This window comes from Shewanella khirikhana, from assembly GCF_003957745.1.
Taxonomy (GTDB): Bacteria; Pseudomonadota; Gammaproteobacteria; order Enterobacterales; family Shewanellaceae; genus Shewanella; species Shewanella khirikhana.
Genome location: NZ_CP020373.1, coordinates 1,168,175 through 1,188,063, shown reverse-complemented (window position 1 = coordinate 1,188,063; position 19,889 = coordinate 1,168,175). Strand labels below are relative to the sequence as shown.

Sequence of the window (19,889 nt, the reverse complement as noted above, 5' to 3'; positions counted from 1 at the left end):
GTCCCCAACTCAAATCAAAGCATTCCATCTTGAATTCATTCCTGCTTACAGCGAGCTGTAACGCTCACGCAGACGCTGACGTACAACCTCAGCTACTGTGTTGAAAATAAAGGTAAAGACAAAGAGTACAAAGGCCGCGAGGAACAACACACGGTAGTGGCTGCTGCCAATGGCCGACTCAGGCATTTCCACCGCAATGTTGGCCGCCAGGGTACGCATACCTTCAAACACGCTCCATTCCATAATGGCGGTGTTACCGGTTGCCATCAGTACAATCATGGTTTCACCCACGGCGCGGCCAAGACCCATCATGATGGCCGAGAAGATGCCGGGGCTGGCGGTCAGCAGCACTACCCGGGTCAGGGTTTGCCACTGGGTTGCGCCCAGGGCCAGACTGCCGTTGGACAGATGACGCGGCACCGAGAAAATAGCGTCTTCGGCGATGGAGAAAATGGTTGGGATAACCGCAAAGCCCATGGCAATGCCCACCACCAGCGCGTTACGTTGGTCGAAGGTGATCCCAAGCTCGTTGGTAATAAACTGGCGGGTATCGCCGTGGAAGAACAGCACTTCCAGGGTCGGGCTGATGGCAAATGACAGATAACCCACAAGACACAGCACAGGCACCAGCATCAGTTCCTGATATGCCTCAGGCAGACGCTGTTTCCAGCGACCTGGCAGCTTGCTCCAGCCAAAGGCGCTCAGCAGAATCGAGGCCGGCAGTAAAATCAGCATCACCAGAATGCCCGGCAGGTGCTCTTCAATCAGCGGCGCCAGCCACAGACCGGCAAGGAAACCCAGAATAACGGTCGGCAGGGCTTCCATAATTTCGATGGTGGGTTTCACAATGCCGCGCACCTTGGGCGACATAAAGTAAGCGGTGTAAATGGCACCGGCAATGGCCAGCGGTACCGCAAACAACATGGCATAAAGCGCCGCTTTCATGGTGCCGAATGCCAGTGGCATCAGGCTGAGTTTGGCCTCAAAGTCATCGGAACCCGAGGTGGACTGCCACACAAATTGCGGCTCTGGGTAGCCTTCGTACCACACCTTATTCCACAGGGCGCTCCAGCTCACCTCTGGGTGGGCGTTGTCCACTGCAAACAGATGCAGCTTGTTACCGGCATCCACAACCAGCGCATTGGAGCGGGGGCTGAAACCCAGCGCCTGGGGCTTGGCAATATCGAACTTCTCGCTTAACAGTTCGCGCTGACTGGTGGTGTACAGCAGTGTCAGGCGGCCATCATCGGTGACGGTGGCAAAGCTTTTTCGGTAGAACTCGGTGCCCACGGACTCAATGTGGCCCAGGCCTTTGAAGTCGCGAATTTCACGGTACAGGCGGCCCTTGTCACTGCTGACCTGGAAGTACTGCACCATTTCACCGTTGTCGTAGGCCAGCAGCAGCGAACTTGCACCTGAGAGCAGCGATACGCCGGTAAGACGGCTCTTGGCACGGCCGGCATCAATTACCTGCATCAGCGAAGGCTCTTCGGCATCGCGGATGTCATACACAAAAATCTTGTTGCCGGAGCGCAGCATCAACTGACGCTGATCCGGCGTCATCAACTGCTGCTCGACCTGAGATGGCGCATCCGGCAGCGAGGCGCTGCTGTTGGTCCATTCAATCTCTTCGGTCAGCAGGTTCTCTTCCCCTTCAAGGCGAGTCAGTTGCCATTCACCCTCGCCATTAAAGGCCACGGTTAATTGCTCATTGGTACGGCCAAAAGCAAACTGACTGATGGGGGCGCCGGACTGGCTAATCACCAGCTCGCCATCCTGACTCAGGCGGCGAAGGCGTGGAGTTATCATGCGGCGGTTGTCCGGATAGGTTACTCCGAACTCCACCCGGTAGAGTTGCAGCTCACCATTTGACAGCCCCAGCGCAAAGCTTTGCTCATGGGGAACTAAAGCGGCAGAACTGACAACGGTCACCCCCGCTGGCAGCTCAGGCTGAACAGTCTCAGCCAGTTCACCGCTGGCGCGGTAAAACTGCACCTGACCATCAGTGCCAACCCTAAACAGCAATTCATTTTGCTCATCGCTGCCGACCATCAGGGCCGGGGCACTGTTTTCGGCATAAGGAATGGCGGTGCGCTCACTGACCGAGGCACCATCAAAAATCGGTTTCACCACATAAAGCAGGTAAAAGAAGATAAGCAAAAGGGCCACGAACACCATCACGCCGCCAACACTGACGCCGATTGCCGTTGCCTTGTCCTTGAGGGCGCGTCGCCCCGTGCCCCTGCCTGCCAGTATGCTGGCAGCCATTTCAGGCTTAGTGACCTGAATTTCCATTCATAACCTCTGATTGATTGGCCTGAGCTCTTTTCGCTGGGCATGCCCGTTAGCCTGTGCTAACTATACTTATCCGGGTCACACCCAACTTGGGATGGGCGCATTATATGACGCCAATATGACAGTTGTGTTACGCCAGCGCCAATTCACTGGCAAAAATACGCAGCCATCAAAGACGCCATTTTCTAGCAAACACAAGGAGTAAGCGAGCGATGCTGAGATACCTCATCACCCTGCAGGCCCCGGACAGAACCGGGTTGGTGGAACAAATTGCCCACGCGGTGAGCCGCCATGGTGGCAATTGGCTGGATTCTGAGCTGCGCCATATCGACGGCATCTTCGCCGCCATCATAGTGCTGGAGATCCCGGCGGATAACTGGGACGGCCTGATTGAGAACCTGGAATGCATCGAGGGCCTGACCCTCACCCATGCCAGTACCCGTGCGGCCAAGCGCCCCACCCACAAGCGCAGCTATACCCTTGTGGCCTACGACAGACCGGGACTGGTGCTTGAGATCTCAAATAAAATCAATGCACTGGGCATCAATATTGAGCACTTTTCGACCCAGCTTGAAAGCGCAAGTCACACAGGCGTGCCACTGTTCAGAGCAACCTTCGTGCTTGGATTGGAAGAGCTTGGCAAACAGGAACTGCTGGCGGAGTCCCTGTATTTGATTGGCGATGATGTGTTGCTGGATCAGCTTGTCAGCGAATAAGCCCGATAGTCGAGATTAAAGCCCAATAGACGAGATAAAAGCCAATCCGGCAATCGGATGCATTCAAAGCGGCAGTTTATGCCGCTTTTTGATGGCGGGATTTAACCAGATACCTTAGCGGCACCTGACTTATCAGCATCCCGACTAACATCAAGCCACAGCCAAACAGCGCCCGGCCAGACAGGCTTTCATCGAGAAACAGCATACCGCCGATGGCGGCAAACACGGTCTCCAAACTCAGGATGATGGCCGCATGGGCCGGATGGGCATGCTTTTGCGCCAGTACCTGCAGGGTGTAGGCCACCCCAACCGACACCAAGCCCGCATAGGCCAGCGCCGCCCAGGCCGCCTGAATGCCGTCCACCGTGGTGGTTTCAAGCACCAAAGACACCCCAAAGCTTGCCAGAGCACACACCAAAAACTGACCACAGTGTAGCGCGCCGCAAGAAGTGAGCAGGAAAGTCTAGTATAACGAGCACTGCGTTTTGTGCTCATTATACTAGTCAAATTGATGTTACTGCTGAGTTGCAATGCGGAGCTGGCTTCCTAGATCTAATTGTGGGGATGTTCCAGCTGGGATTTTTGACACAAGTTTGATAAATGTACCTGCGGCGACATTCGTGGATATTACAGCGCTGGCGACCAGCAGCGTTGGCGAAATCATTACCGCGGGTATAGTTGCGAATACATCAGCGCCGACCAACAGTTCTAAATAACTATTCTCCGTAAAAGTACCAGTAATTTCCAGATAGAGCTCGACGTCAAGAGTGGTTTCAATAGTTGAGGTATAAACTCCGGTTACAAGATCCTGGTTAGTCCTTTTATCTTTAATAGCACTATTAAATACAAGCGTAGTTCCTAAAGGAATGCTCTGTGGTGTGCCACCTCTGCTAACTAACGTATACTCACTCGCTGCATCATTGCTGGCCCATGTACCATCTGCAGTCCAATTACCCAATACACGAAGCATCTCTGGGTTCAAACCCAGTAGTTGCGCGTCTACTCCTGGCATATTGTTATTTAAAATTGCGTTTTGCCCAACCTCCCCGTCGTTGTATATCGGACAATCAATTTTTCCGTTTTGGTATACAACAGATTTTGAATTAACAAACCAAATCGGTGAGGAAGTACCACCATTGCCATATGCGTGACATGAGTCAAACGTGTGCCCGTTCACAACATCAATGCACTTAATGTTATACTCAGAGTTGTGGTTGATATTCATGCTGCTACATATTCCATGAGCATGATTAAATCCACCAACCACTGTTACACCACGAACATTGTCAACACAGTTACCACCAACCAGTGATGTGTTACCCGCACCAATAACGACCCCGTCCTGGCAGCCAGACGTGTTGAAACCTATAATTTGATTGAATTCGGCGGTAGTATCTGGCTGAACCTCTAATCCAACCATGCATTCATAACCAGCACAGCTTACAAGCTGCCCTTGATCACCTCTAGGAGCTGAAGCAGTTGAACCAGCTTCAATTTTTACGCTGTGAGACCTGCAGTTTCTTCCAACAAAACTTTCAACTCGATAGTTTTGGCCACCTTTCACTAAAAGGCCAATTTCACCGCCAATGTCCTCACTCGTAACCAATGAACCTTTGTAATTCAATGCCCCCAAAATGGCCCAACGCTTTATGTCATCAGCAAGGATGAAAGTCACAAAATTCTCACCGTCTGACGAAACAAGGGGATTGTCAGCGTTGATGACGGAACCTTCTTTCAAAGATATCGTGGAAGATCGGTGGATGAAATCTGTTCTGTTAGGAATGTAAACGCAGTTAAATTGGTCGATTGCTTTCTGTGCACTGATCGCAATATCATCAGTGATGGGTCCAAAAGTGGTAACATTTCTGCTCTTGTTAATCCATCCTGTACCAGAAGCATCATAAAACTTGGCTTCGTTTCCTGTATTCGGGGTGCCACTAGTGCCATCTTTAATGTAGGTGGTCCCCCCAAGCCCATCAGTAGAATGCTGAATTGTCTTAACCTCTAAAAATGAAGAAAGGTCAAGCTCAGAGCTAATTACATCTGCAAAATAATCAAATGTAAAAACCTTATAATTTATCTTTTTAAGGGCATCTGCCAAGTGATTGTCATCACCAGGCACAAATGGAATACCTAGCGCCGCCAATGCATTCTGAAACTCGGCGATCACATGGTTAAACCAATCCGCACCAGGATAACTGGGAATGTTGTTGTCGCCTGATTCGGTAAACCAGCCTGGACTTCCGGTTAGTGGTTTGGCTGCTGGTCTTTCTGTAGCTTGCGAACCGTTGCGTAATGGGTGCATGGTAAATCTCCAATTAAAACTGGTTTAAACGCTGTCTAAAGCGGTGTTATCGCCAATGAAAATGCCTAAACGGCGTAATAAAATTCGTAATACAAACCGCCGAGCTTGTAACGGTTCAGAGTGCACTCCAGCACACCTGCATCGGCTGTCAGCAGCGGCGTCAACACATCATCCAGGCAGGTCATATAGGCACCTGGAATGCCGTACACTGTCACCCGCATGATGTAACGGTACTGCGGACCCCATAATGGGTAGGTGCACCCCCGCAAACAGTGGTGGGGGAATGCCTCATCCACTTCCACGGTAAAGCCCAAATCAGTGGCCAGCTTCTGCACATTCCAGGCTTGCAGGCCGCCTTTGCGGTGGTATTTCTCGACGACAGCATAGCGGCGGTATTCGATGTTGTTGCCAAGGTCTGATTTGCACTCAGGCAGCCCCAGATATTCTTCCCACTCGTCAAGCAGCTTGGTGGTGGTCTCTGGGCGCATTTCATAAAGCAGTTCATCAGCACTCGCTTCTGCCCGCTCCAGGCGTGGGGCATAGCCGGCGGCGTATTTGTTTAAATCGAGCGTAACTTCTCTTGGCCACAGAATGCCTCGCGGCATCTGAGCCATCAGTGAGGCTGTCCACTGCGTTACGGAGTGCCCCATGTAACCACTCCCAGTGCATGCAATTCGTTGGAAAGAGACGTAACGTCCGCGGCCAAATCAAGCAGGTAATCTGTCACACCCACAGTTGAGCCAATGGCAGTACGCACACCACTCAGCAGCAGGGTTTCACCAGGGCTAAGGGTGTTGAAATAGCTTTGCACACTGGTAAGCACGCTTTGGCGCAGCTCGGCCGTGTCAGGCGTCAGGGCGATATCCAAATCGGTGGTTTTCAGTACCAGCGGAATGTACACAGCCTCGATGCCACCAGGGCGGCCCACGTCAGCGCCTGTGGCCGGGTCTGGGTGGCGATAGATATACTCCGCCATGGCCACCTGGTCGGCGTAGGTTGGCAGGATGTCAGGCCGGTCATCAAAAACAAATGCGTAACCCACGGTAGCCGGTCCCTGGTAGTTGTCCACGGCCCAGGCGCGGTTTACCCCGGGCACTTCGCGGCACCAGGCAACATAGTCATGTACAGCGCCGCCCATCGGCGGGTTGCGTTTACGAAACAGCAAACGCTCCAGCACCTGGGCAACGGCCTCCAGATCTGCGCCGCCGGTAATGTCGCCAGCAATGCCGTTTGGTTGAATACCAGGCACGGTAGAAACCAGGGTTAATACTGTGCCTGCAAGCAGGTTACCGGCAGCGCCAGTTTGCTCGGCCTCAACCTGTACCACCACAGAGCCACCGGATGGCGCATTCGATAGCACCACCCGGTACAGGCGGCCATCTGAATGCGTCATCACGGTGTCAACAGGAATAGGCACGTTACCGGTAAAGGTCACAGGGCCTGCGGCACTGGTTGCCAGTTTCTGGATCACACCCTCATAGCGGGCGGTATCAATAATGGTTTGGTCTTCTGACTCAGTTGAGGGGATTATCTGGCGCACGATCCAGCTTTGATAATCGTACAGGTCACGCACGCTGCCACTCACGGCAGCATTCAATGCCTGCTCAATACCAAATTTTGGCAGCACAGTATCGAGCGACGCTTCAATATCAATTAAGCCGCTCTCGATAAGACTACGCAGCGTAGGAACGTTAAACGGCACCTTGTGTCTCCCATCGTTTGGAGGCGGTAAACGAGATCACCTCACCGTCAGGTTTGGTTATTACAAATTTCAAGGCCAGGGTCTGAAAGCGCGGAATAGAACCGGTCACCACAACAGACTTAGCCAAGGCGCCGTTGCCATCATCCTGAAGCATCCACGCCAGCGCATCCTGCGCGTACTTCACCGCCTTATTACGCACATCGGTTGTCAGCTTCTCGCGGTACAGCAGCCAAAGCTTCGAGCCCCATGGCGCATCGTAGAAGCTGTCACCTGGCCAGCCTCGGCGGTCTGCCGAGCCATCCGGCAAGGTATCTGAATCCTCGGCGCGGGCATCGGTAAACACTGAGATCAAAACGAGGGAGGAAATGTCGCCATCGATATTCCCCCCCTCGCTGTCAATCAGCACTCCGGCATTTTTGGCCATGTCCAGCATGATGCTAACGCTCATAACAACCCTATTGTGGTGCTTATTGCGGTGCTGAGGTCGGCCTGCTTTCTGCGTCTAAATGGGTGTGCCCAAGATACGAAATATTGTTGGCCGACAGGTCAGAGCCAGTTACCACGCTGCCTGAGGTAATAGCGCCAGTGGCATAAATGCCAAGGTCTGTTGATATTCCACCGGTCACATGTAACGGGCCTTGAATTAATGTTTCAGGGGAAATAATAGTGAAGGAGTTGGCGGCTTCGAAAATAACGTCGGTTGCTGTAACGATTATCTGGCCAGCCTGGGTTAAGCGGATTTTATGACCATCAAGATGGTATAGAAAAACATCACCGCTTTCACCCTGTGGCCGATATTTTTTATCTTCAACGGCAATCGCAACCAGGCCGGACAAGCTGCCGCCAAGGGCTGCCACAATGGCCTCGGCTCCGGCCGGTGGATAAGAGCTGATGCCATAGTTCTGGAAGCGCTCGATATTGTCACCGGACTCATCAGCATGCATCTTCAGCTGCAGGTTCTGGCGTTGCAGGTCTTCAACAATACCGGTGACCACAGCGCGGGTCAGCATGCCGGTTATACGGCGGCGTATAGGAGCCAGCAGCTTGTCAATGTAGCGTTCGGTTACCACTGGCCACCTCCAAGCTTGGTGTTGCTCACCACTTGGGCCGGAATGTCCATGGCATCAGGCCTTACCACGCTGATAACGGTCAGGCGACCATCGTCACCTTCGCTGAACATCAATGAAGCAATCAGCATGTCTTCTTCGATACCCATGATCTCATCACTCACGGGTACCAGGGTATTGATGTCCCACAGGTTACCGGTTTGCGGTATGCGCCAGCCGGTTACCGTGTATTCCACCGTGTTGGATTTACCAATGCTGCGCTGGCGTTCCCACTGGCCCCGCTTGGCCGCACCTTCTGCAGTGGTGATCTCTTCATTAACGATAATCAGCGGCCGGTAGCGGCCTATCTCGGTATCCGTCACATCAGCTTTAATACCGCCTACGGTTGATAACGCGGCGCTGTCCCAGGCGCCATGCCCAGCTCCAGCAGCTTTCACAGTGAACTTGCTATAGCGCTGGCGCCAACTGAAACGCCCACGGCCCGCTTTGATGTTCTCGCCCAGCTTCAAGGCCACCCCAGCCCGGGTTTTGCTGGCACGGGTAATCACCAGGTTGCCAAAGGTGTCGCTGGTCAGCAGCACACCGCGCTGTCTGGCGAGGCGCGACAGCAGCTCGTGCGGGGTCTCCCCCTGTTCAACCTGAATTCGCTGAAACGCCTCGCCCACATCGGTATTTACCACCACCTCGATGCCAAATGGTTTGCAAACCAGGTTAGCGATTTGGCTTAAGGTTTGGTTATTAAGCTGGCCACTTTGGATATCTACCGAGCAATCCACCAGGTCGGCAGTTTTATCACGGCCAGAGACAGAAATGGTCACAGTGGTATCGTCATAACTGGGGATCCAGTCATCCACATAGCCGGTAATCACCCGCTCGCTGCCAATATCCACGGTGCATTGCTGGCCCTGCTTGATGGGCTCCATAAACTTTTCGTATTGGCCTGCTTGCCCTTGCCATTTCCAGGTTAATTCCAAATCAAAAGTGCCCGACATTGCCTCAAGCGAGCGAGTCACGCTGATTTTGGTCCAGCCCTGATAAATATTGCCGCCGGCTTTTAAAATAATATTGTCAGCCATCTACATCAGCTCTCCGAAATAATCTCAACGTCGGCGGTGGGTAAAATAAAGGCCGGATTGGCAAAGCCATTACGCTTCACAATACTGTCGCGCCGTTCGGTATTACCGGTTTGCTGCCACGCCACCAGGGCCACAGGTACAGTGGTAACTGGGCGATATATGCTTACCTGCGGCAGCAGCTCGGCGCGGGCGCGGGTATCGGCCAGCACTGCCTGGCGTAAACGGCGCATTTGGCGCCATACGGCGCTGCTGCCGTTCTCTACCGCTGTGGCGGCATACTCCGCCAACTGGTCGGCAATGCCATATCCCAATGACTTAAGCTGCTGGCCGGTCAGAATGGCGTTACGCTCGGCGCCAGAGAGGCTTTCAACCATTTGCTCCTGGTCATCGAGCTTCTGCACTATGTCGGCCTCTGCCAATGCCGCGCACTGCGCCACAGCAGCACTGTCAAGCACCAGAGTTTTAAAGGCCGCAGCATTGGCCTGAATGGCATCAAGCTTGGTGGGGTTGGATATTTTTGGCACCGACGCCGCCATGCCGCCTTCGCTGCTGATATCCCTGGCAAGGCCACCACTCACCGCCAGCTCAGCGCGGGTACCCTGCCAGCGATTTTGCACATTGCGGTACACCTCAAGCGAGCGTATTGGGTCTTTTACCACCCCTTTGATGTCTTCCAGCAGGCCCATGGTTTCGCGGGCCAGCTCACCGGGATAGGCCAGCAATGCGCCTATCGAGTCCTTGGTGCGCATCAGTCTGTCGGTCCACTGGCGCAGCTCATCCGGCAGCGAAGGCAAGCCCCGCGCCAGTTCGTCCATATCGTCCAGGAACAAGTCCACCATGTCGCCCACGCCGTCCAGAGCATCGACGTCAAACTCATTGGCAAAGGTCTGTTCAATCGAAACCTGGGTGTTGGCGGCCTCGGTACCGACTTCAGTCGCGGTATCGCTGCTGGCATTGGGGAACAGGTTTTCACCAACCTCAAACACCTCAAAACTGAAGGTTGCTGTGCCATCAATGCGGTTTACCAGCTTGTGGCTGACCCGGCCAATCTGCACCTTGCGAATGCCAAACCAGGGATGCACCAGCTCACCCGGTCCAGGCTTATTCAATGCGGTCAGTATCGCTTCAAGCTGCTGCAGATAGTCATCACCCAGCACTCGCCCGGTAATGTTCTCCCGGGTTAATACCTTGCCGTTGTCCTCGGTGTAGCCCACTTCCTTTTTGGGGTATGAATGCGGCACGGCGCGGCGGCCGCTTTCGCCGTCAGCCTCTTCCAGTAAAAATGCAACACCCCGGAAGGATGCTGATAAACGATCTTCAAATGCCATTCATAGCTCCTGTATAGCTCCTGTATAACGCCTTTATCAGTTGATGCCGGTATCGGGATCCACGCTGATACCAGGTGGGGCTTTCACTACAGTCAACTTGGGGCGGTTGTCAGACAGATCCAACTTGAGATTCAACTGGCCATTAATGCCATTGACCATGTTGGCAATGTCGTTGTTGGCTGGTTTGCTGACATCGGTCAGGCCGGCGCCAAAGATCCCGGGAAAGACATCCTTCAAAGTGGTGGCCTTGGCCCATTTGCCAAAATCGGTATCGCCAATCACCGCATCAGCAATCGAGTCAACAATTGGGTACATGATGAGTGCTGCTGCGCCGGTCTTAGCAGCGCTGCCAACGCGCCCCCATTTGCTTTGACTCTTGCCATTGCCACCCGCGGCATCAGGCATACCGCCAAAGCCGCCCATGCCCCCCTGACCCATATTGACCACGTACACCGGCATCACGCCCATATCAGTAACACCACCACCGCCAGCGCCACCCGCGCCTTTACTACCAAATATGTTTTTCAGGTCACTGGCTACTTCCAAACCTTTCTTGGCGGCAATTAAACCGCCCACCACCCATAGCGCGGTTTCACCCCACTTAAGCCAGTTATCAATCGTTTTCTGGTCAACACCATTAATGGCATCGGCTAAATCTTTAATCGGTTGGGAAAGGCGACTTTCAGCAAAGTTATTAAATGAGGTATTAAGCGCCTTCATGGCGTTATTAAATTCGGCGGCATTTTTAGCGGCTGCTTTTTGTGTCTCGCCATATTCGCCTGTTGAGGTCACCATCTTTTCAAGCAGGTCTTTATTTTCCTGCGAATATAACGCCGCCAAACCTTGCAATGATGTTTGGTCAAATACATCACCCAATTTAAGCGGGTCATTTTTTGCCTTATCCAATATCTCCAGCAGCAACTCAACTGGCTGGCGCAGCTCCTTAGTGCCTTTTTTAAATACCTCGATACCTTGCCGATTTAAAAATTGAACTTTTTGTTTATCCGAGAATGTGGCAAACACAGCTTGAATTGAGGTTAACGATTCATTGGCATTACCCTTGGCCTTGGCAAACAGCTGCACCAGGGCGCCCATTTGGGTAATCGCTTGTGGCCCCTGGCTTTGATAAGTGGCAAAAAGCTGCTCCGAAATAGATGCCAAATCCTTCACGTTGACACTACCAATGGCGAACTGGCTGTAGAGATCATCAATGGTGTTCATTACTGCCTTTGAATCACGAATGCCTTTCTCGCGGAACTGTGCAAACAGAGCGCCGCTCGATTTGGCATCCGCGCCAAAAGCCTGCATAAACAGGCCCATGTTTTCCAGGTTATTCAGCACAAACTCAAAGTCACCGGTTTTGCCCAGCAGCTCATCAACCGCGGTGGCAAATTGAGTGGTATCGATGCGGATATCAGCTTGATTGGCCAGTGACAGAATATTGCCTTTGAGCTGCGACACCTGCTCATCGGTGAGTTTGGCATTGGTACCGATGCGGGTCATCTGCTCGGAGAAGTTACCGATATTGCGCACAGTGGCACCGGTAACCAACCCAGCCGCCAAACCAACATAGCGATTGCCAAGGGTATCGATACCCCGGCCAGCGGCTTCGGTAGTGCTGCGCAGCAGCGTCATGGCTTTTTCATTGCGCTTGGCAAACTCACTCATGGAGTTGCCATATTGGCGGGCCTTGGTGGCAAGATTGCCGGCAAGGTTGAGGATGATGTCGGTTTTAAGTTGCTGGGCCATGGATCAAGTCTCTCAGCTTTTGGTAGGTACGCCACAGCCGCCTGAGCGTCATGGCGTTGGAGACGCTAAGCGGCACCCGGGAAGACACTGCCAGCTGCAGGTCTTCACAGACTGCCGCCAGCGCCTTAAGGTCGCCCCCTGGCAGCCAACTCCTCAGCCAGCAGTTGATCCAATTCAGAGGCTTTTTGCTGCAGCAAGGTGAAGTCGTCCTGGTGCAGTTTGCGCAGCTCCTTAATGCCGATAGGGCCCTGCACACTGCCGATGTATTCCACCTGGCGCACCAGCAGCTCCAGCCCGTAAAGCACATCGCTGGTATAGGCGATGGCCTTGCCGTCCTGCACCACTACCTTTTCGGCCGCCAGCTGCGCATCGATGTAGTCGCCGGAACTCAGCTCCTTAAGGCCAACCTCAAGGTGGGCAACCTCACCCACCTTGAGGCCGTGCTCCAGGTCAAAGGTCATGACCGCCATCAGATGCGCTCCACCTTGTTGCCCTGGAAGGTGCCGGTAATGTCGCCGCTGTCACTGATGGTAAAAGGTGCCTGCGGGGCACAGTCGGTCATCATATAGTCGACGCCGTTGTCACCTTCCCAGGTGAGGGTGGCATTGGTGATGGCGTTGATTTCCAGCACATCCACATCTTCATCGGCGGCGATCACCACCGCAATGGTGGGTACCGTGTACTCGTTCGATTGGCCCCACACCCGCCCTGGTCCAACATGCGGCGTACGGGTATAACCGCCCGGGCTGAGGGTGGAACCCTTTTTCGTTTTCAGCTGCTTGCTGTTGGCACGAATAACCACTTCACCAAGGATTTGACCCATGATTAAGGCTCCTTTACTTAGAGTTCAAATTGCATCAGCGCTGCAAAGATACGCATCTGGTTGACAATGTCAGGGTGGAATACGCAGTTGAGGCGGTTGTTGTCGCTCTCATCGCGGTACACCTCCAGGCTGTCCTTGAACGCATCAAAGTCTTCCATCAGCGCCTTGGGTACCCAATCGTTATTGGCCAGTTCCAGAATCGCCTGGCGCATAATCTTGGGGGTCACCACTGGCTGCCCTGGGTCAAGCCGTGCCAGCACATCATCGTTGGCCAGCTTATGGCGCGGGAAGCGGTTGGTTACCATGGTGCGCAGTGAATAGCGCAGGTAGCCAAGCGTTGCCGGGGTGGTGATGTCCAGATAACTTGGGTCCGGATCCCCAAAGGCGTTTTCGCGGTACATGCTGACTTCGCGCTCGATGGCCACTTCGCCACCCGGCGTCACCATGTAGGTGGCAATGCCATCACCCAGCAACAGGTTGCGCTCGGTGCTGTCCCACTGGATTTCCTTGGCGGGTGGCAGCAGGCCTGTCATCACCAGGGTTTGCAGCGGGCGGGCCGGATCTATCCCCAGCGAGTACGACGCCTGACCGGCATAGGCGGCGGCAAACTCATAGGGCGAGTGTGGCGCCTGGTTGGTGCCCATACAGGTAAACAGATAGTCGTTACGGGCGGTACCGAAAGCGCCGGTTTCAGCAAAGGTGCCCCGGAACGCGGTATAGGCAATGCCTTCAATCATCTTCAGCGGCCCCCAGCGCGTCACCAGCTCATCGCGTAGCTTGTTCAGGCTTTGGGTGTCGTTGAATGGCATCACGATATGGTTGTACCACTCGTTGGGAATGGCGGCGATCACTGCATCCATATCGGGCGTGCCGGCGCCGCCAGTCATATCTACCACGGTGAGAGTCACACCGCTTGGCAGCACTTCACCGTCGTAGTAGTTGTAGCGGATGTCGATATCGTCGCCTGTGCTGCCGGTCCACTTACAGGTAAGCTCCACGGTTTCCGTGGTGGCGGCTTTCAGCGCGGCCGTTACCGGCAAATGGGTATTGGCATTCACCTTGGCAATGATGGCCGTAGCAATGGTTGCGGCGCTATCAGCCTCCGTTACCGCAACCTGCACCGACTCGCCGGCAATCAGCAGCGCAATCACACCGGCTTTGGCGCTGGCGGCGGCCACGGTGATTTCACCTTTGGCGGCAGTGGCACCGGAAAGCTCTACGCCCATGGCATACACATCGGTATAGGCGTTGGACTTGCGGAACATTTTCAGCATCCGCGATAGCATGGAACCATAACCATACAGCGCATCCATCTGGCTTTCGCTGCTGGTGATGCGGTTAAGCGTCAATGCAGCGGCGCTGCCCGTGGCCAGCTGCTGACCAATCACCAGCACCTTTTGCGCCAGTGCCGGGGTACCGGAAAGTGCCTGACTGTTATCGATATCGATGTAGACCAGCGGCACCTTGATATCGTTGGGGATATTACCTAACGCCATGGTTATTCTCCTGCCTTGGTTTTGGCCGCAGTGGTTTTGGCGGCTTTCACTTCAATGACATCGCCATCATTCAGGCGACGTACCCAAAATGCTGAGCGTTCTACCTTTTCGCCATCGGCCTTGAGGTAGTCGCCACCAGGCTTGCGCACCGGCACCGCAGACTTTGCGGGTTTAATGAAAATCAACATGTCTCGTTTCCTGTTTTGATACCGCTGCTGCGGCTGGTCTGTTGCGGTAGTTCCATTGCGAAAGTTCTGTTACGAAAGTGCTATTGCGGTAAATCCACCACGCCTTCAATGACTGGCGCACCATCAGCTAACTCACCTGTCAGGCCAAAGCGCAGGAAGTCATCCAGCGAGGCACCATCGATGGGCTCATCCAGATACCACTGCTGCGACCAGCTTACGGCCCAGCAGGCCATGCCGGTTTCATCAATGGCGGTGCTGTAGAGGTTGTCAGCGCGAAAGTTTTCCGCCCTGCCATATGCCTCTGGCGGAGCATTGCGCTCCATCATGGCGGCAACCAGCTTGCCGGCAATCACTTCTGCCAGCGTGTCTTTGTCGTAACCAAAGCGAGGGGCCGTGAACACATAAGCCGCCATATTCACCCGGCCAACAATGCGGCCGCCAATGCGCTCATAGGCTGTCACATTCAGTGCCGCAATCCGAATGCCGCCATCACGTTTGGATAACCAGCGTTTGACCTGCTCGGCGGTATCGAAGCGGCCGATGTGGCGCTCAACGGTTTCCACCTTGTCGATGTCACGCTCGCCGCCTTCCAACAGTGGTTTGAGGTATTCCACCACCTTGTTGCAGGCGTAAACGGTTGAGCCAACCACGTTAAAATCGGGTCTAATCACTGCACGCCCTCCAGCATCAGTTCCTGCCAGAAGTTGCCGACCACGGCATACACTTCGGTTTGGTTATCGCGGCTCAGCCCCAGGAACTCGCGCTTAGGGATATTCATCATGCGGCTGAACGCCGCCACCGATTGATGCACCGGAAACGCCAGCGCCTTGCCAAAGGCCTGAGTGATAAGGCGCGTATGCGCATCCACCTGCACAGCACCACTGAAACCATCCTGGTGTACTGCTGCATAAGGCAGCGGTGAGCCGACTCGTACCTGGTCTTTTTCCACCAGGTATTGGATGGAATCCAGCAGATCGCCATTGCCTCGCAGCAGCGACTGATTTCCATGACGAGTCTTGGCATACGCCGCAGACCAATCAGGCCAAGACTCACCATCAGGAGATGTTTTCTCATCGGCGATACGTCTCCGGGTTTGGCTTTCTACCACGGCGCCAAGGGTGTCGAGCAGCGCCGCTTTATGCTTGGGGCTAGCCAGCGTCTCCAGCAGCTGCTGATAGCGCTGCAGCTGCTCGGTACCGCTAACCTGTACGCTGATGGCCATCAGAGCACGCCCCCGAGGCTTTTACGGGTAAACAGGCGCTCGTTGTCCTGCACCAGCTCCACTTTGCCAACACTGCTCTCAGCCGGGGCCTCAAGGGTTGGCAGCCCAAGTTCACGCTTGCCGGTGGCAATTTCGCGCAGGGTGTCGAGCTGCATTTTGTAGCGGTCTTCCAGCAGGTTGGTGGCCTGATTGTCGCGGTCAGCCAACCAGTAAAAGGCGATGGTGATGGCAATCTTATTCAGGATCCCCGGCACGGTTGGCAGGGGCAGCTGGTAGCGGCGGCCCAGGAATGAATCAATTTCCTCATCGGCCTGCGCCAACGCCTGGTCGATATAGGTATCGTTCAGCTCGCCCGTGGTTCTGTCGATGGCGAAGTTCCACAACATGGATTCATCGCGATCAATCAGGTCCTGCTTGGTTGCATAAGTTGCCATCGTTGCCCCCTTACTGCGGCTTATTGCTGACCTGGTATCAGGTCATCAAGTTCGACGTCGGTAACCACCAGGTTGGGCTCACGGTATACCCGCTCTGCCTTTTGCTTAGTGAGCAATACCACCTGCTGTGACTCATCATCCGGCGCATGAACGCCTGCAGCCGCATGGTCTTCCTGCTCCACCACCAACACCAGGGTTGGCTTGAGCCGATGAAACTGCACGCCACTTCGCCAAAAGCCTGCATCAGCTTTTGCATGCACTTCGAAAGCGCCAAGAAGGGTGCAGCTATCAATGCCAGACAGCAGATCAGCCCCAGTACCAGTTTTTGATATACCCATGCTTTCATTGTCTTGCTCCAGTTGGTTGGCTTTAGCCTCAGCTTCCGCTTTGGCCTTGGCTTCTTCATCGGCTTTGGCCTTTGCCTCGGTTTCCGCTTTGGCCTTGGCTTCTTCATCGGCCTTGGCTTTAGCCTCGGCTTCCGCTTTGGCCTTGGCTTCTTCATCTGCCTTGGCCTTTGCCTCGGCTTCAGCTTTTGCCTTGGCTTCAATCTCGGCTAGTGCCGCGTCCGATTTGGCTTGCGCTGCTTTGACGGCAGCACCCTGTGCCACTGTCTGTCCATCAGTAGCGGCAACTGCGACCTTCCGTTGGCGACCAGCGCCTTTTGGGGTTTTAGCTTCACTCACGTTCAACTCCTTGGGTTAGGTTGGATCAGGTTGGAATGATGCCGAACAGGCTGACAATGACCCCAGCCGATGATGGCAACAAACCCGTGGCACCAAACGACACAATGGAAACCGTCTTCGATGCATCGGTGGTGTAGTGCATAAAGCGGAACTTCTGCTCCTTCTTCAGCTCTACCGCCAGCGAGTAATCGATGACCCGCTTTTCATTCGAGGTTTGGGTGCTCATGGTGATGGGCCTCAGTGACCCTTCATATGGCACCCATATCTCGTTGACCGGGTCGTACGCCTGTACAAACACACCCCATTCAATATTTCCGCTGCCGGTCAACTCCCGCAGGATCCCCACACTGATGGAAGCAACCCCACTGAAGTCGCTGTGAAAGGTCACCTCGCCAGTGGCCAGATTGATATCCACCTCGGGATCGCTGACCGCCAAACGGTTGTAGGTCACCACTTCAGGTACGCCGTTGGCTGCAAGCGTCTGCTTGAGGTCGTTGGCATCCTGGGTAACAAAGCTTGCCCTGGCAAGCAGCGCATAGACTTCTTCGCCGGGGAAATACAGCTCGTGTGACGGCCCCATGATTACCCCTCAGATACCAGCAAATAGCCTGAGCCTTCAGTGGCTCTGGCATAGATATCTGCACCCAATGACGCCTTTTCCCAGGTGAAATACTTGGCGATGTTGAGGTTATGGCCCCAGGTTTCGCTGTTGCTTGGTACCACGCCTACAGCCTCAATACGCACTTTTACCGCGCGGCCAGTTTCATTTTCGATAAGGCCACGGGTCTTGCCGGTAGAAAGCAAGGTCCAGCCGGTATCATCAATTTGAATACGTTGGGTCATGTCGTTCTCCGGCAATTAACTGATTAGGGGTGGCGCGTCCCTGCGCCAAATCTCTTCCGTGTACCGTCTGCTGAGGATTAGGCGGTAATCAGTGGTGACACCACAATTTCAACGTCGTTGTAGTAGATGTTGGTATCGCCGCCTTCAATCAGCATGCGGGCAATCAGCTTCTTGGCCGCCGCTTCATTGTCAGGGCCAACAACCAGCTTGGTTGCACGGGTACCAATTGGGGTGCCGTCCACCTTCTTCATCTTCTGCAGCAGCTTTTTGGCCGCTTCATAGTTGGCTTCGGTGAGCGCAGCTTTGGAGCCAATCGCCAACTGCGGGAACGAGAAGCCCACGTTACAGCGGCCATCCACGCCGGCGGCGTACTTGTTGTTGAACCAGGTGTACTCTTCGTTCGGGTTCATGTTCTTGAACACGAACGGGCGACGGTTCTGATACACCACAGGCTTGAGCACCTTGGTATCGTCAATCAGGAACCAGGGTTCACCGGTGTCAGTCAGAGGATCACCAATCACGTTAGAGAAGGTACTGGCCGGGGTGGTTTCCAGCGGGTGGTCAGTATCGAAATAGTTCTGACCGTCATAGCACAGGGTGGTAAAACCGGCTGCCAGCAGTGGATACGCCAGGGTGTCCGGGAAGTAGGCCACCTGATCGCCGTAGTTCTGTGCAATCACGCTGTAGTGACCAATCTGGTCATCATCCACGTTGTCGCGGGATACCGAAATGGAACTCTCGAACGTCTTGTTTTCGATGGAGTAACCATGCTTGCCCATGTCGGCCAACTGACGGTCGCCGGTCCATTCAACAATTCCGGGCAGGTCTTTCAGCCAGCCGTAAAAGTTGGCTGCACCGGAGCTGGGCACTTCGGTAGCAATCATGTTCCATTGCGGCTTGGCTGCCGACAGGCCCTTGGTGTAGGCCGCCGACATAGTGGCCTGCAGGGCTTCCAATACTTGTGCTTCAGTCGCCATTATTCAGCTCCTACGTTCATTTGTTTTTTGGCAGCCAGGAAGTCTTCCTTGCTTACCCCCATCTTGCGACACATGGCCAGCTCATGTTCTTTAAGCTCTGGCTGGTCGGTAGTCTTTGGCGCCTTGGTTTTGGCGTTGGTGGCAATCACCGGAGCCGTGCCCACAAAGGCCTTGAACTGCTCCACACCGCCTTCGGTGCGGCACAGGCCCAGGTACATGTCCTTGTTGGCAGGTGCAACCTTGCCGGCATCGATAGCCGACTGCACCAGGGCGTCGATTTCCTGTTCCTGGATTTCGGCCAGTTTGGCTTCGGCGCTTTCGGCGCGGTTGAGCGCAATCTGATGCGTGTCTTTGGGCACGTACAGCGTCAGGTCAGGCTGGGCGGCACGGTTCAATGCAATGTCTTTCTCACTTTTCAGCGAGTTGATTGCAGTCACCGCGTCCTGTTCGGTTGCTGTTTCGGCAAGGCCGAGTGCAGCCGCAATAAGCTGGGACAGCTTCATGGGGTGGTCCTCTTGTCGGTTAAGGGCGGGAACATCTAAATTCGGGCTGTTGGTGAGACCGGCGCTTTCAATGCTGACAATCACACCGGTGTCAGCGTTATGGGCAAACGCCGGGGAATAGAAGGCGTACTTCTTTTCCTCAATCATTTCGCGACCTTCGGCGTTCCATTCCACATAGCCCCACACCTCGCCGCCACGGTTTTCAACCTTGGTAATCCAACCGTAGGCCGGGGCTTCTTCACCTTTGGGGGCTTTAATGTGGGTGGCATGCTCAACGTCAAACGGCCGCTTTTTGGTAAAGGCGGCGACGATGGCATCAGGGTTAGGGTTCGTCCATGAACGGCCATCGATTCCCTGAAAACTGCCGGCGGGGATCAGCGGCAACCAAATGCCGGGGGCATTGGCCTCCATCGCCATCATGGTGAAGCAAAGCGCGGTAAGGGCTTTTACTTGCATTGGTGAGAACTCCGATAAGGATTACA

The 19,889-nt window shown here is 54.4% G+C and carries 22 protein-coding genes and 1 pseudogene; 1 reads left to right on the top strand and 22 read right to left on the bottom strand.

Annotation, left to right across the window (positions count from 1 at the left end; translation table 11 throughout):
• Nucleotides 1-45: 45 nt before the first annotated feature.
• Nucleotides 46-2,295 carry an ABC transporter permease subunit gene (locus STH12_RS05155; protein ID WP_126166565.1) on the bottom strand — a complete coding sequence of 750 codons (2,250 nt, stop codon included), beginning with the start codon at nucleotides 2,293-2,295 and terminating at the stop codon, nucleotides 46-48.
• Between the two features lie 212 nt (nucleotides 2,296-2,507).
• Between STH12_RS05155 and STH12_RS05150 the strand changes: the two genes are divergently transcribed.
• Nucleotides 2,508-3,011: a glycine cleavage system transcriptional repressor gene (locus tag STH12_RS05150; protein WP_126166564.1), complete on the top strand. Its 504-nt coding sequence runs from the start codon at nucleotides 2,508-2,510 to the stop codon at nucleotides 3,009-3,011.
• Between the two features lie 76 nt (nucleotides 3,012-3,087).
• Here the strand turns inward: STH12_RS05150 and STH12_RS05145 are convergent.
• From STH12_RS05145 to STH12_RS05045, 21 genes and pseudogenes are all read right to left on the bottom strand, one after another.
• Nucleotides 3,088-3,435, bottom strand: a pseudogene (locus STH12_RS05145) (EamA family transporter); the annotation flags it as partial.
• 90 nt (nucleotides 3,436-3,525) lie between these two features.
• Nucleotides 3,526-5,316 carry a hypothetical protein gene (locus STH12_RS21515; protein ID WP_177616550.1) on the bottom strand — a complete coding sequence of 597 codons (1,791 nt, stop codon included), beginning with the start codon at nucleotides 5,314-5,316 and terminating at the stop codon, nucleotides 3,526-3,528.
• Between the two features lie 65 nt (nucleotides 5,317-5,381).
• Complete coding sequence (locus STH12_RS05135) at nucleotides 5,382-5,966, bottom strand: YmfQ family protein (RefSeq protein WP_126166563.1); 585 nt, start codon at nucleotides 5,964-5,966, stop codon at nucleotides 5,382-5,384.
• Complete coding sequence (locus STH12_RS05130) at nucleotides 5,951-7,018, bottom strand: baseplate J/gp47 family protein (RefSeq protein ID WP_126166562.1); 1,068 nt, start codon at nucleotides 7,016-7,018, stop codon at nucleotides 5,951-5,953. Before STH12_RS05130 ends, STH12_RS05135 begins: the two co-directional genes overlap by 16 nt.
• Nucleotides 7,008-7,466, bottom strand: a complete 459-nt coding sequence (locus STH12_RS05125; protein ID WP_126166561.1) for a phage GP46 family protein — start codon at nucleotides 7,464-7,466, stop codon at nucleotides 7,008-7,010. Before STH12_RS05125 ends, STH12_RS05130 begins: the two co-directional genes overlap by 11 nt.
• A gap of 19 nt (nucleotides 7,467-7,485) precedes the next feature.
• Complete coding sequence (locus STH12_RS05120) at nucleotides 7,486-8,088, bottom strand: phage baseplate assembly protein V (RefSeq protein ID WP_126166560.1); 603 nt, start codon at nucleotides 8,086-8,088, stop codon at nucleotides 7,486-7,488.
• Entirely contained in the window at nucleotides 8,082-9,161 is a 1,080-nt protein-coding gene (locus STH12_RS05115) for a phage baseplate assembly protein (RefSeq protein ID WP_126166559.1), read from the bottom strand. The genes STH12_RS05120 and STH12_RS05115 overlap by 7 nt, the downstream gene beginning before the upstream one ends.
• Before the next feature lie 5 nt (nucleotides 9,162-9,166).
• The gene (locus tag STH12_RS05110; RefSeq protein WP_126166558.1) at nucleotides 9,167-10,489 is read right to left on the bottom strand and encodes a DNA circularization protein; all 1,323 of its coding nucleotides are present in this window, start codon (nucleotides 10,487-10,489) and stop codon (nucleotides 9,167-9,169) included.
• 36 nt (nucleotides 10,490-10,525) lie between these two features.
• The gene (locus STH12_RS05105; RefSeq protein WP_126166557.1) at nucleotides 10,526-12,238 is read right to left on the bottom strand and encodes a phage tail tape measure protein; all 1,713 of its coding nucleotides are present in this window, start codon (nucleotides 12,236-12,238) and stop codon (nucleotides 10,526-10,528) included.
• Nucleotides 12,239-12,363: 125 nt separating this feature from the next.
• Nucleotides 12,364-12,708 carry a phage tail assembly protein gene (locus STH12_RS05100; RefSeq protein ID WP_126166556.1) on the bottom strand — a complete coding sequence of 115 codons (345 nt, stop codon included), beginning with the start codon at nucleotides 12,706-12,708 and terminating at the stop codon, nucleotides 12,364-12,366.
• Nucleotides 12,708-13,061: a phage tail tube protein gene (locus tag STH12_RS05095; protein WP_126166555.1), complete on the bottom strand. Its 354-nt coding sequence runs from the start codon at nucleotides 13,059-13,061 to the stop codon at nucleotides 12,708-12,710. The genes STH12_RS05100 and STH12_RS05095 overlap by 1 nt, the downstream gene beginning before the upstream one ends.
• Before the next feature lie 17 nt (nucleotides 13,062-13,078).
• Complete coding sequence (locus STH12_RS05090) at nucleotides 13,079-14,557, bottom strand: phage tail sheath subtilisin-like domain-containing protein (RefSeq protein WP_126166554.1); 1,479 nt, start codon at nucleotides 14,555-14,557, stop codon at nucleotides 13,079-13,081.
• Nucleotides 14,558-14,559: 2 nt separating this feature from the next.
• A complete protein-coding gene (locus STH12_RS05085; protein WP_126166553.1) occupies nucleotides 14,560-14,745 on the bottom strand; it encodes a DUF2635 domain-containing protein in 186 nt (61 codons plus the stop codon).
• An 80-nt stretch (nucleotides 14,746-14,825) separates the two neighbouring features.
• Entirely contained in the window at nucleotides 14,826-15,416 is a 591-nt protein-coding gene (locus STH12_RS05080; RefSeq protein ID WP_126166552.1) for a hypothetical protein, read from the bottom strand.
• The gene (locus tag STH12_RS05075) at nucleotides 15,413-15,967 is read right to left on the bottom strand and encodes a phage virion morphogenesis protein (RefSeq protein ID WP_126166551.1); all 555 of its coding nucleotides are present in this window, start codon (nucleotides 15,965-15,967) and stop codon (nucleotides 15,413-15,415) included. The genes STH12_RS05080 and STH12_RS05075 overlap by 4 nt, the downstream gene beginning before the upstream one ends.
• A complete protein-coding gene (locus STH12_RS05070) occupies nucleotides 15,967-16,401 on the bottom strand; it encodes a gp436 family protein (protein ID WP_126166550.1) in 435 nt (144 codons plus the stop codon). The genes STH12_RS05075 and STH12_RS05070 overlap by 1 nt, the downstream gene beginning before the upstream one ends.
• A 20-nt stretch (nucleotides 16,402-16,421) precedes the next feature.
• The gene (locus STH12_RS21510) at nucleotides 16,422-17,084 is read right to left on the bottom strand and encodes a hypothetical protein (RefSeq protein WP_177616548.1); all 663 of its coding nucleotides are present in this window, start codon (nucleotides 17,082-17,084) and stop codon (nucleotides 16,422-16,424) included.
• A 25-nt stretch (nucleotides 17,085-17,109) separates the two neighbouring features.
• Nucleotides 17,110-17,664 (bottom strand): hypothetical protein, encoded by a 555-nt coding sequence (locus STH12_RS05060; RefSeq protein WP_126166549.1) that lies wholly within the window; start codon nucleotides 17,662-17,664, stop codon nucleotides 17,110-17,112.
• 2 nt (nucleotides 17,665-17,666) lie between these two features.
• Nucleotides 17,667-17,927, bottom strand: a complete 261-nt coding sequence (locus STH12_RS05055) for a hypothetical protein (RefSeq protein ID WP_126166548.1) — start codon at nucleotides 17,925-17,927, stop codon at nucleotides 17,667-17,669.
• Between the two features lie 77 nt (nucleotides 17,928-18,004).
• Complete coding sequence (locus STH12_RS05050) at nucleotides 18,005-18,904, bottom strand: Mu-like prophage major head subunit gpT family protein (RefSeq protein WP_126166547.1); 900 nt, start codon at nucleotides 18,902-18,904, stop codon at nucleotides 18,005-18,007.
• Nucleotides 18,904-19,863, bottom strand: a complete 960-nt coding sequence (locus STH12_RS05045; protein WP_126166546.1) for a phage protease — start codon at nucleotides 19,861-19,863, stop codon at nucleotides 18,904-18,906. Before STH12_RS05045 ends, STH12_RS05050 begins: the two co-directional genes overlap by 1 nt.
• Between the last annotated feature and the right edge of the window lie 26 nt (nucleotides 19,864-19,889).

Coding starts and splice junctions, on each gene's coding strand:
- STH12_RS05150 (WP_126166564.1), top strand. CDS start 2,508: ATGCTGAGATACCTCATCACCCTGCAGGCCCCGGACAGAACCGGGTTG.
- STH12_RS21515 (WP_177616550.1), bottom strand. CDS start 5,316: ATGCACCCATTACGCAACGGTTCGCAAGCTACAGAAAGACCAGCAGCC.
- STH12_RS05090 (WP_126166554.1), bottom strand. CDS start 14,557: ATGGCGTTAGGTAATATCCCCAACGATATCAAGGTGCCGCTGGTCTAC.
- STH12_RS05085 (WP_126166553.1), bottom strand. CDS start 14,745: ATGTTGATTTTCATTAAACCCGCAAAGTCTGCGGTGCCGGTGCGCAAG.
- STH12_RS05050 (WP_126166547.1), bottom strand. CDS start 18,904: ATGGCGACTGAAGCACAAGTATTGGAAGCCCTGCAGGCCACTATGTCG.
- STH12_RS05095 (WP_126166555.1), bottom strand. CDS start 13,061: ATGGGTCAAATCCTTGGTGAAGTGGTTATTCGTGCCAACAGCAAGCAG.
- STH12_RS05045 (WP_126166546.1), bottom strand. CDS start 19,863: ATGCAAGTAAAAGCCCTTACCGCGCTTTGCTTCACCATGATGGCGATG.
- STH12_RS05070 (WP_126166550.1), bottom strand. CDS start 16,401: ATGGCAACTTATGCAACCAAGCAGGACCTGATTGATCGCGATGAATCC.
- STH12_RS05055 (WP_126166548.1), bottom strand. CDS start 17,927: ATGACCCAACGTATTCAAATTGATGATACCGGCTGGACCTTGCTTTCT.
- STH12_RS05075 (WP_126166551.1), bottom strand. CDS start 15,967: ATGGCCATCAGCGTACAGGTTAGCGGTACCGAGCAGCTGCAGCGCTAT.
- STH12_RS05135 (WP_126166563.1), bottom strand. CDS start 5,966: ATGGGGCACTCCGTAACGCAGTGGACAGCCTCACTGATGGCTCAGATG.
- STH12_RS05115 (WP_126166559.1), bottom strand. CDS start 9,161: ATGGCTGACAATATTATTTTAAAAGCCGGCGGCAATATTTATCAGGGC.
- STH12_RS05110 (WP_126166558.1), bottom strand. CDS start 10,489: ATGGCATTTGAAGATCGTTTATCAGCATCCTTCCGGGGTGTTGCATTT.
- STH12_RS05060 (WP_126166549.1), bottom strand. CDS start 17,664: ATGGGGCCGTCACACGAGCTGTATTTCCCCGGCGAAGAAGTCTATGCG.
- STH12_RS05105 (WP_126166557.1), bottom strand. CDS start 12,238: ATGGCCCAGCAACTTAAAACCGACATCATCCTCAACCTTGCCGGCAAT.
- STH12_RS05125 (WP_126166561.1), bottom strand. CDS start 7,466: ATGAGCGTTAGCATCATGCTGGACATGGCCAAAAATGCCGGAGTGCTG.
- STH12_RS05100 (WP_126166556.1), bottom strand. CDS start 12,708: ATGGCGGTCATGACCTTTGACCTGGAGCACGGCCTCAAGGTGGGTGAG.
- STH12_RS05155 (WP_126166565.1), bottom strand. CDS start 2,295: ATGGAAATTCAGGTCACTAAGCCTGAAATGGCTGCCAGCATACTGGCA.